Source organism: Bacteroidota bacterium, assembly GCA_018831055.1.
GTDB lineage: Bacteria > Bacteroidota > Bacteroidia > Bacteroidales > B18-G4 > M55B132.
Genome location: JAHJRE010000138.1, coordinates 1 through 11,597 on the forward strand (window position 1 = coordinate 1; position 11,597 = coordinate 11,597).

Consider the following 11,597-nt stretch of genomic DNA (forward strand, 5'->3'; position numbering starts at 1 on the left):
TACGCATGGAATAATCGCTGGCGCCCAGCACATCCACGCGCCCGATTCCGGGTATTCGGGCAAGAACATCCTTTATGTTGATCGTAGTATAATTACCCAGGAAGTTTTGGTCATAACCGGCATTTGAAGAGGTTATGGCAATGATCATGATCGGGAAGCTGAACGATTTCTTGGTAGTTACGCCCAGGCGGTTTACCGCTTCCGGTAGTTTAGGACTGGCCTGTGCAACCCGGTTCTGCGCAAATACTGTGTTCATGTCAGGGTCAGAGCCTATATCAAAGGATACCTGTAGCGACATGGAACCGTCGTTGGCGTTGACGGATTTCATGTAAATCATGTTTTCTACCCCGTTCATTTCCTGTTCGATGGGAGTTGCTACGGATTGCTCCACACTGACAGCATTGGCGCCGGTGTATTTGGCGCTGATACTTACCATAGGCGGAGTAATGTTGGGGTATTGCTCCACAGGAAGCTGTGTCAGAGAGATAACCCCTACAATGACAATGACAATGGCAATCACCATGGCCACGATCGGTCTTCTTACAAAAAAATTGCCCATAGGATCAATGTTTATTCGAATTCAGGAATCTGGATTTTCTGGATAACCGGATTGACTTTCATGCCGGCCTTGATCTTTTGTTGACCTTCGTAAACAACTTTCTCCCCCGGCTTGAGGCCATCTTGGATGAGCCAGAAGCTACCCATCGTGGGACCGGGATTTATATCCCTGCTTGCCACTGTATTGGTTTCGTCAACAACGTAAACACTATACTTACCCTGATATTCCATAACGCAGCGCTGCGGTATAAGGATCACACCTTCCGCAATATCAATCGTACCTCTTACCTTGGCATATTGTCCGGGCCGCAATAGCTTTTCCTGGTTAGGGAATGAAGCCTGCAACAACAATGAGCCGGTTGTGGGGTCGACGTTTCTGTTTGCAAAATCCACCCATCCCCGGTTGCTGAATGTACTACCATCGGCAAGTATCATTTGCAGCCCGGGATTAACCTTGCCGGAAGCATCCATGTCAGACTTTTTTTTATCTTCCATCTGGTGCCTGGCAAACTTCAGATATTCTTTTTCAGTGATAGAAAAACGAACCAGGATGGTATCAATCTGAGAAACTGTATTCAGTACAACAGGATTGGGCGCTTTACCAACATAATCTCCGACTTTTGCTTCCGACATACCGATGACACCGTTGATGGGTGAATATATATCACTGTATCCAAGCTTTATCCTGGCCAGACGCAAACTTGCCTCTGCGGCATCAACGGAGGCTTTCGCAGCGCCATACTGGGCAACGGCCCCGTCAAGTTCGCTCTGACTCACGGCATTGATCTCTGCCAGCGGCCTGATGCGGTTCAGGTCGCTCTCGGCCTTTACCAGGGCTGTCTTAGCTTCGGCAAGCTGACCCAAAGCCTGGGCTACTTCCGCTTCAAAAGGCTGAGGGTCAATTTTGTATAAAAGTTGCCCCTTTTTCACCCTGGAACCTTCTTTGAAGTACATACCTTCCAAAACTCCATCAACACGTGCCCGGATGGAAATATCAAAGTTGCCGTAGGTTTGTCCAAGAAAATCAGCTTTGATTGGAACCGTATCTGAAGTGGTTTCAACAACATGAATCTCCGGCGGCGGCATCTGAGGGCCCTTTTTATTTGTGCAGGAAACAGTGATAAGTAAAAGCAACACACAGGAAATGAAGATCGGCGCTTTCATAAAACTTGGTATTTGGTTAGAAAGTCATGGATTATTGCAAATATATGTTTTTTGTTTTATGTTGGGTGCGTGAGATAGTGTTATATTTATCCGAATTTATAAAAATGTTACACATTATGAGATTACCTTTCTATAAAGGCTATGTTTTTATTCCTCTTTTATGCTTTTTCCTGTCTCAGGCATGCAGTGAGAAAAAGGGAATCTGCATAACAGGGAATGACTACCCAATCATTATTTCTGCGGATGCGGATTCCGTTACTCAAAAATCTGCACTGGCCCTTGCAGAATATATTTTCAGGATAAGCGGTGAAAGACCGGAAATAATCACCGGCAGCATGAATACAAACACTCCTGCCATATTTATTGGGAGAGGAGAACATACGGCATCATTTACAGATGAGGTGACTTTTAATGGTTTAGGCTCAGATGGATTCCTGATAAAAACCCTGGACCAGGATCTGTTGATTGCCGGAAATACCCCGGAGGGTACCCGCAATGCTGTTTATGGTTTCCTGGAAGACTACCTCGGCTGCAGAATGTATACCCCCGATGCCATGTATGTTCCTGAAATGGAATCTATTGAACTCCCCTCCATTGATGACAGGCAGGTGCCTGTCTTCACTTTTCGTGAGCTTAATTACCAATGGCCCATGACCAGCCGGGAGTACCGTCAATGGCATAAACTCGATAAAAAATCCGATCCTGAAGCAGCCTGGGGACATTTGTGGGTGCATACCTTTGATGATCTTGTTCCTGCTGAAAAATACTTTGAACAACACCCGGAATACTTTACCGAGATCGATGGCGACAGGATACCGGGAGGCCAGCTTTGCCTTAGTAACCCGGAGGTACTGGAGGTGCTGACCGCTAACCTGCAAAAAGTAATGGATAGTCTGCCGGAGAAAACGTTCTGGTCGGTTTCACAAAACGATAATTATCTGGTCTGCCAGTGCGAGGAATGTAAAAAACTGGATGAGCTGTACGGAGGTCCTTCCGGCACCCTGATCCATTTTGTGAATAACGTGGCAAGACGTTTTCCCGATAAGGTGATATCCACCCTTGCATACCAGTATACACGTTCTGCACCGGAAAACATTGTTCCTGACGAAAACGTCAACATCATGCTTTGCAGCATCGAATGTGACCGGAGCAAACCGATTTCGGAGGAAAAGGGAGATCAGACTTTCCTGAAGGATTTGCAGGATTGGGGTAAACTGACTGATAATATTATGATATGGGATTATGTGGTCCAATTCCGGAATTTGCTCAGCCCCTTCCCGAATTTTCATGTACTTCAGCCTAACCTGGTGCTTTTTGCCGATAACAATGCCTTTATGATGTTTCAGCAGGGCTGCGGAAATAATGTAGGCGAATTCAGCGATCTGCGTACCTATATTATTGCCAGGCTGTTGTGGGATCCAGACAGGGATGTACAGGAGATCATCCGCGACTTTACCGATGGCTATTATGGCAAGGCGGCACCCTATATCCGGGATTATATCCAGAAAATGCACACTGCCCTGCTCCGATCGGGTAAAACACTGTATATTTATGGTTATCCATATGATGCCATCGACGGGTACCTCTCTCCGCTCCTGATCAGGGAATACACCGGATTATTCGATAAGGCAGAAGAAGCGGTGCTGAATGATCCGGTATTGATGCAAAGGGTTAAAACAGCACGTTTGCCCCTTGAGTATGCCATACTGGAAATCTCCATGCGAAATGTGGATGAAGAGCTGAGTTTTTTCCTGGAAACGGAAGAAGGATGGAAACCCAACCCGGAAATGAAGGAAAGGCTGGAAAAATTTACCAACCAGGCTAAGCTTTCAGGAGTAACGCGTTACGAAGAAGGAGGCAAATATCCTGATGAGTATCACAAAGCTATGCTTCATTATGTTGAGAACAGCATGAAAAACCCGCTGGGATTAGGTAAACCGGTGACCCTCCTGACCGAGCACAGCGAAATCTATCCTGTCGGAGGCGCTAAAGCCCTTACGGATGGGTTGATCGGCACCCTCGATTTTCATTTTAACTGGCTGGGGTTTCATGGGGAAGATATGGAGGCGATCATTGATCTTGGAGAAAAGCAAAGGATTAGCCTGGTAAGAGCCTCCTTCCTCCAGGAAGTGAAATCGTGGATCTTTCTGCCACAGGAGGTTTCTTTATATGTATCGCCCGACAACCAAACCTGGGAGTTTTTGCAAAGCCTGAATAACCGTGCACCGGAAAAACAGGATGATATTTTTACGGAAGAATTCAGTTTTCAAACAGGACAGGCGGATGCCAGATATATCAGGATCATAGCCAGATCAATGAAACAATGTCCTTCCTGGCATATAGGTGCAGGGGGGAAGTCGTGGATTTTCTGCGATGAGGTAATTGTTGAATGAGTTTTTTTCGCGCAGAGTTTTTTTCGCGCAGAGGCGCAGAGTAAGAATGAGACGCAGGGGGATTGCTGATCCTATTTAATGAAACACTCTTCCCTGCGCCTCTGCGGTTACACAAGTTGCCTGTTTATACAAATTATTCCCCTGCGGCCTCTGCGCGAACAATCCCCTGCGGCCTCTGCGCGAAACAATCCCTTGCGGCCCCTGCACGAAACAATCCCTTGCGCCTCTGCGCGAAATAACCTGTGATCTTTTTTACAAAGGCTTTCCCGCTGATAGGATTTTCTTTCGCGCAGAGGCGCAGAGTAAGAATGAGACGCAGGGGGATTGCTGATCCTATTTAATGAAACACCCTTCTCTGCGCCTCTTCGATTACACAAATTGTCCGTTTATACAAATAATTCCCCTGCGGCCTCTGCGCGAAACAAACTCTGCGCCTCTGCGCGAAACAAACTCTGCGTCTCTGCGCGAAACAAACTCTGCGTCTCTGCGCGAAACAATCCCCTGCGCGAAAGATTTTTCCTCTCAGCGAGAAGTAAACCTCTTTTTAAACCGATTATAGTCAAAGATTATTTACAATCCTATGAATTCCATTTTTAATCAAATCAACATTGAAATTTACCAGCAATCCGAGTTTATAACCTGAGATTTTTAAGTATGTAATGAGCTGTTTTTTATGAACAGGTGCCAATAAATCAACAGATTTTATTTCAACGATAATAAGGTCTTCCACTATTAGATCAGCTTTGAACCCATTTTTAATCAATAAACCTTCCCAATAAACAGGCAAGACTTTCTGTTGCTCTACCAGAAGTCCTTCACTTGTTAGCTCCACCGCCAGTATTTCTTCATAAACTGACTCGAACAATCCAGGCCCTATTCCTTTATGGATCTTTAAGCATTTTTTTACAATTAGGCCTGATAAATAATTAATATCCATATTTTTTAGATTTAGGTTAAAAAATTAGGTTTGCTCACATAAGGACTTAGGTTCAAATTGAAGATTTTGTTTCGCGCAGAGGCGCGGAGTTTTTTCGCGCAGAGGCGCAGAGTAAGAATGAGACGCAGGGGGATTGCTGATCCTATTTAATGAAACACTCTTCCCTGCGCCTCTGCGGTTACACAAGTTGCCTGTTTATACAAATTAGTCCCCTGCGGCCTCTGCGCGAAAAAAACTCTGCGCCTCTGCGCGAAACAATCTCCTGCGTCTCTGCGCGAAACAATCCCCTGCGCCTCTGCGCGAAACAAACTCTGCGTCTCTGCGCGAAATTCTTCACCACCTCATTTTATTATTAGTTCCTTTTATTTCAAAATATCCCCCTCTCTTATTAAATAATTTAATAATTTTCTCACGGTTTATAATGAAAGTCTGATCATGAAGAAATCTTTTCTTTTCATACTCCTCATTCCCTTGTTTTCTTTCTCCCAGGAAGTGCCTGATGCTCAAAGGATGCAATGGTTCCGGGATGCCCGCCTTGGCATTTTTATTCACTGGGGAATCTATGCCGTGAACGGGATCGATGAGTCCTGGTCGTTCTTTAATGGATATATTGATTACCAGGATTATATGAGGCAGCTTGAAGGCTTTACAGCAATGAATTACGATCCTCACCAATGGGCAAAGGCCATTAAAGAAAGCGGTGCTAAGTATGTTGTCCTCACTTCCAAGCATCACGATGGAGTTGCATTATGGCCCACTTCATATTCCGAACTGAATGTGGTAAACAAAACCCCTGCGGGGAAAGATCTCATTGCCCCCTTTGTAATGGAAGTCCGCGAACAAGGCCTTAAGGTTGGATTATACTATTCCCTTCTCGACTGGTCGCATCCTGATTATCCCAATTTCACCCGCAACGAAAAACGCTATGAAGATGATTCCACCCGCTGGGAGTCCTTTGTGAAGTTCAATTTTGGACAAATCACAGAAATACAAAAGAATTACAACCCGGATCTTTATTGGTTTGATGGCGACTGGGAGCAAAGCGCCGAAAAGTGGCATGCCCTGGAGATCAGGAAAATGATACTCAGCAGGAACCCTGCCGCCATCATCAATTCACGACTTCAGGGATATGGCGATTATGCCACACCGGAACAGGGTGTTCCTATCAAAAGACCACAAGCAGAGTACTGGGAACTTTGTATGACCATGAATGATTCCTGGGGATATCAGCATAACGACAGCAATTATAAAACTCCCGGACAAATCATTCAGATATTTACCGATTGTATCAGCATGGGGGGCAACCTTCTCCTTGATATCGGCCCCAAAGCGGATGGAAGCATTCCCGTTGAGCAGATGAATATCCTGGAAGAACTGGGCAGATGGACACACAAGCATGCCGATGCCATCTACGGGACGCAGGCCGGAATTGCAAAGGATTACTACTACGGCCCTTCGGCATTATCAGCCGATAGCAACATACTTTATCTTTTTCTGGATGGCCGTCCTTCAGGCCCCGTCCCTGTTAAAGGAATCAAGAACAAGGTGAACCGCATCTGGGTGGTCGGAAACGGTACCAAACTTTCCTGGGATATCAAAATGAAACAGTATTGGAGCGAAGTGCCCGGCATTTTGTATATTGATGTCCCACAGGAAGTGCTTGATCCGCAAATTACTGTTATTGCTGTTTTGCTGGATGGGGAAATAGATATTTATGAATAGAAAATATTGAATAATGAAACAAATCCTGTTATTTTTCCTCTTCATTTTCTTATCTGTTTCAAGTTTAATAAGCCAGGAAAGCAGCTACCGGTTTCCGTTCCAGGATCCGGCCCTTGGCATGGAAAAACGGATTTCCGATCTGATCTCCCGCTTGAGCCTGGAGGAAAAAGCTTCCATGATGCTGTATAACAGTCCGGGCGTTGAGCGCCTCGGCATTCCGCCTTACAACTGGTGGAATGAGTGCCTTCATGGCGTAGCCCGTGCGGGAAAGGCAACGGTATTCCCTCAGGCTATAGGTATGGCGGCGACATTTGATCCTGACCTTGTTTACAGGATCGCCGGAGCCATTTCCGATGAAGCCCGCGCCAAACACAATGCTGCGGTAGCCAAAGGCAGTTACGAGCAATATACGGGATTAACATTCTGGACTCCCAATGTTAATATTTTCCGTGATCCCCGCTGGGGCCGGGGTCAGGAGACCTATGGCGAAGATCCTTATCTGACATCCAGGATTGGCGAGGCCTTTGTTGGCGGCTTACAGGGTGATGATCGCCGTTACCTTAAAGCAGCGGCATGCGCCAAGCATTATGTGGTTCACAGCGGACCGGAAGAATCGCGGCACCACTTTGACGCCACCCCTCCGGAAAGGGATTTTTTTGAGACCTATCTTCCTGCATTCAAGGCTTTGGCTGATACCGGTGTGGAAGCGGTAATGTGTGCGTACAACAGGACATACGGACTGCCCTGCTGCGGGAGCCCTCTGCTTTTACAGAAAGTGCTGAGGGAATATCTGGGTTTTGAGGGGCATATTGTGTCCGACTGTTGGGCCCTGGACGATATTTGGGCAAGGCACAAGGTTGTGGATACCCGTGCAGAGGCTGCTGCCATGGCTGCCAATGCCGGGGTTAACCTTAATTGCGGGTATATTTATAAATACCTTCCGGAAGCAGTCGACAGCGGATTGGTGTTGGAATCAACGATTGACTCGAACCTGGCGGTTTTACTGAGAACACGGTTCCGGCTTGGACTCATGGATCCTCCGGAAATGGTGCCATTCAACGCTATACCCCGGGAAGTCGTGAATTGTGATGAGCACAGGGAAATGGCGCTGGAGGCCGCAACCAAATCCATTGTTCTGCTGAAAAACGAAAACAATACCCTCCCGCTCGACGAATCAAAGATCCGGAATATATTCATTACCGGCCCTACGGCTTTTGATAATGATGCACTGGTAGGTAATTATAACGGTTTCTCAGGAAACATGGTCACTTTCGTCGAAGGCATCGTTAACCGGTCTGATCCCGGAACCGTAGTCGATTACAGCCGGGGTTGCCTACTGAATACCGACAGCATTTTCCATGGTTTCTGGGAAGCCCGCCGTGCCGACGTAAGCATAGCGGTCGTCGGCTTGAACCGTATGCTTGAAGGGGAGGAAGGCGATGCAATGCTGGCAGAAGGGGGGGACCGCCAGGATATACGCCTGCCACGTAATCAGGTGGAATTCCTTCATAAACTAAGGCACAACATAAAAGAAAAACCACTGATCGTGGTGATCACCGGAGGAAGCGCCATTGCAACAGAGGAGATTGACTCCCTCGCCGATGCTATGCTTTTTGCCTGGTATCCCGGGGAACAAGGAGGAAATGCGCTGGCAGATATACTTTTTGGAAGCTCCAATCCCTCCGGAAGACTGCCTGTTACATTTTACCGTAACATTGAGGACCTCCCTCCCTACGATGATTATTCTATGGAAGGCAGAACATACCGGTACTTTTCAGGAAAGGTAAGCTTCCCATTTGGGCATGGGCTTAGCTATTCAGACTTCGCTTATGAGAACCCAAGGGTTGCTGAAGGTTTGATTGTTGCAGGAAATGATATCCGGCTTTCACTTACCATAAGCAACAATAGCGATACCCCGGGTGATGAAGTCGTTCAGGTTTATGCAGCCAGGAAGAAATCCGGAAACTTCCGTCCCAGGAAAACACTCATCGCATTCCAGAGAGTGAGCCTCGATGCAAATGAGAAAAAACATATAAACTTCGTGATTAACTCTTATCGCCTGTCCTATTTTAACGAATATTCAAAACGCTACAGGATAGACCCGGGATTATACGAATTACAGATAGGAGCTTCTTCAGAAGATATTCGCGCCAGGGGAGAGGTGATCATCTTTGATTGACTTCCTGCTAACAGGCTTTCAATAATGATTAGATTTGTCAAAACTATTTATTGATATCAAAAACCCTCAATTTATCCTGATCAAATGACATCAAAACCCATTTTCATCATTTTATTATTGGTGGCAAGCACCATGGACTTATTAGCACAACACCATGAAGGACCTTATTTCCCGGAAACCGACACCATGGTACTGGAGAAGCTGGATCAATGGCAGAATCTTAAATTCGGGCTTCTCATGCACTGGGGGCCCTACAGCCAGTGGGGCGTGGTAGAATCGTGGTCAATCTGTGCCGAAGATGAGGGATGGTGCCGGAGGAATAACCCTGATTATATTGCTTACAAAAGAGATTACGAGAACCTGAAGACCACCTTTAATCCGGTGAAGTTTGAGCCTGAGCGCTGGGCAGAGGCTGCCCGCTCAGCAGGAATGAAGTACGTGGTTTTTACCACCAAACACCACGATGGTTTCTGTATGTTTGATACAAAGTATACTGATTACAAGGTTACCGATCCGGGATGCCCGTTCAGTGTGGATAAACGTTCCAATATAACCCTGGAAATCTTCGATGCATTCAGGAAGGAAGGATTGTGGACCGGAGCCTATTTTTCCAAGCCCGATTGGCATTGTGAGTATTACTGGTGGCCGAATTTTGCTACACCCGATCGTAATGTTAATTATGACATTAAAGCTTATTCTGAACGATGGGAAAATTATATTGAATTCACCCACAACCAATTACTGGAGTTGGTATCGGATTACGGGAAGGTTGACATATTATGGCTCGACGGTGGTTGGGTCAGAAAGAAGTCGGATGATGAAATAAGGCGCGCCATCAACAGTCCGGATTTTAAATTTACCCGCATACAGAACCAGGATATTCGTATGGATGAGCTGGTACAGAAAGTACGGCAGAAGCAGCCCGGTATCATTGTCGTTGACCGCGCTGTTCCTGGAATAAACCAGAATTACCTGACACCGGAGAACCAGGTACCTGAGAAGATGCTGCCCTATCCCTGGGAATCCTGCATCATAGCGGGAGGAAGCTGGTCGTGGGTGCCTAATGCCAAGTATATGAGCGGCAGGAAGGTGGTTCATCTACTGGTAGATATCGTGGCCAAGGGTGGTAATCTCCTGTTGAACATAGCCCCCGGCCCCGACGGGACCTGGGACCCCGGAGCCTATGATATGCTCAGGGAAACGGGGGAATGGATGAAGCTCAACAGCGAAGCCATTTACGGAACCAGGCCTTTATACCCTTATAAAGAAGGAAAGATATGCCTGACCAGGAAAAATGATGGAAGAACCTTCCTGATTTACCTGGCAGACGAAGGTGAAACCGATATTCCCAAAGTGATATCGCTTATGCAATATTGCCCGGAGGAAGGATCAATTGCAAGGTTAGTAGGAAGCGAAGAAAATCTTTCCTGGGAGAAAAATGGGGAGGGTTGTGTTATACATATTCCTGATCATTTAACTCGCAATCCATATTGTTTAAATGCCTGGGCCATTGAAATAAATCAATAAAACTGATAATATGTTACCTGTAATCAGCGTCATCACCATCATCCTCTTTTCCATTTTGATTACAAAAATTGCAACCGTAGCCTTGGTCAATACCGGCCTTTCTTCGGAAATAGCCCGTTTCCAGGCCAGGTCGGCATTTTCTGGAGTCGGGTTTACAACCCATGAAGCCGAAATGATCACCAGTCATCCCATACGGCGAAAAATCGTTATGATCCTTATGTTGCTGGGAAATGCCGGTATAGTCACGGTGATGGCCTCTATCCTGCTTACCTTTATCCATAAAGACACAGCCGGTCTTGCCTGGTATTATAACCTTGCCGCACTCGCCGGGGGAGTCGGCCTCATCATGTTTCTCTCAGCCAATAAAAGAATCGACAATTGGCTTTTTACCAAGATCACACTTACCCTGAAAAAAACAACCAATTGGCATCTTCGCGATCATATCTCCCTGGTAAAATTGCACGATGATTTTCATTTAACCGAACTTCAAGTGAAAAAGGGTGACTGGACAGTAGGAAAAACATTAAACGATCCCGAAATAACAAAGCTTAATATCAGAATTTTAGGAATTGTTAAAAAGAAAAATGACTTTTTACCCTTCCCCGACGTAAACACCCTGATCGAAGAAGGAGATAACCTGACCGTCTTCGGAAAAGAAAGTGATATAAAAATCCTCGACCATCCGGTAAAAGATTAAATTTGCAATCCTAAATATCTAAATAATTACCTATGAAAAGGATTGTTATTGTCTTATATTCATTGCTATTCTTATGTTTTAGCCAAAATTTGAAATCACAGATCTCCCTGGAGAACACGTATAATGTTTCTGCCGGTGTTGCCTGGCTTGAGCTCTCAGGAACAAAATATTATGTCATGGATGTTGCCAACAGCCAGTGCCGGATCTATAATCTCGATCATTCGCTCTGGAAGACCATGTCGTTTTCCCTTCCTGCCAATAATTACCTTTATGATATCCAATATGTTACTCAGAATATTTTCGATCAGGACAGCGAAGTGGAATGTCTGGTAACCTATTATGAATACATCGATAACGGCAGTACACAGTATTATGAGTACACAACGGTTGTATATAACGAGGACCTCCAGGTGCTTTTGA

Annotated in this window: 9 protein-coding genes; 6 read left to right on the top strand and 3 right to left on the bottom strand. The window is 45.8% G+C overall.

Annotation, left to right across the window (positions count from 1 at the left end; genetic code table 11):
* Together KKA81_08515 and KKA81_08520 are read right to left on the bottom strand one after the other, a co-directional pair.
* The coding region (locus KKA81_08515) for an efflux RND transporter permease subunit (GenBank protein ID MBU2650964.1) at window positions 1–559 on the bottom strand (559 nt) is incomplete at its 3' end.
* A gap of 11 nt (window positions 560–570) precedes the next feature.
* Window positions 571–1,722: an efflux RND transporter periplasmic adaptor subunit gene (locus KKA81_08520; GenBank protein MBU2650965.1), complete on the bottom strand. Its 1,152-nt coding sequence runs from the start codon at window positions 1,720–1,722 to the stop codon at window positions 571–573.
* A 116-nt stretch (window positions 1,723–1,838) separates the two neighbouring features.
* Between KKA81_08520 and KKA81_08525 the strand changes: the two genes are divergently transcribed.
* Window positions 1,839–4,115, top strand: coding sequence for a DUF4838 domain-containing protein (locus KKA81_08525; protein ID MBU2650966.1), 2,277 nt, complete (start codon window positions 1,839–1,841; stop codon window positions 4,113–4,115).
* 559 nt (window positions 4,116–4,674) lie between these two features.
* On the opposite strand, the gene KKA81_08530 is transcribed toward KKA81_08525, so the two are convergent.
* Window positions 4,675–5,052: a GxxExxY protein gene (locus tag KKA81_08530; GenBank protein ID MBU2650967.1), complete on the bottom strand. Its 378-nt coding sequence runs from the start codon at window positions 5,050–5,052 to the stop codon at window positions 4,675–4,677.
* Between the two features lie 435 nt (window positions 5,053–5,487).
* On the opposite strand from KKA81_08530, the gene KKA81_08535 reads away from it, so the two are divergent.
* The 5 genes from KKA81_08535 to KKA81_08555 all read left to right on the top strand — a co-directional run.
* Window positions 5,488–6,774, top strand: a complete 1,287-nt coding sequence (locus tag KKA81_08535) for an alpha-L-fucosidase (GenBank protein ID MBU2650968.1) — start codon at window positions 5,488–5,490, stop codon at window positions 6,772–6,774.
* A 13-nt stretch (window positions 6,775–6,787) separates the two neighbouring features.
* Window positions 6,788–8,953: a glycoside hydrolase family 3 C-terminal domain-containing protein gene (locus KKA81_08540; protein MBU2650969.1), complete on the top strand. Its 2,166-nt coding sequence runs from the start codon at window positions 6,788–6,790 to the stop codon at window positions 8,951–8,953.
* A gap of 84 nt (window positions 8,954–9,037) precedes the next feature.
* The gene (locus tag KKA81_08545) at window positions 9,038–10,480 is read left to right on the top strand and encodes an alpha-L-fucosidase (GenBank protein MBU2650970.1); all 1,443 of its coding nucleotides are present in this window, start codon (window positions 9,038–9,040) and stop codon (window positions 10,478–10,480) included.
* 10 nt (window positions 10,481–10,490) lie between these two features.
* Window positions 10,491–11,177: a TrkA C-terminal domain-containing protein gene (locus KKA81_08550; protein MBU2650971.1), complete on the top strand. Its 687-nt coding sequence runs from the start codon at window positions 10,491–10,493 to the stop codon at window positions 11,175–11,177.
* Between the two features lie 89 nt (window positions 11,178–11,266).
* On the top strand, window positions 11,267–11,597 hold a 331-nt coding region (locus tag KKA81_08555), incomplete at its 3' end, for a hypothetical protein (GenBank protein MBU2650972.1).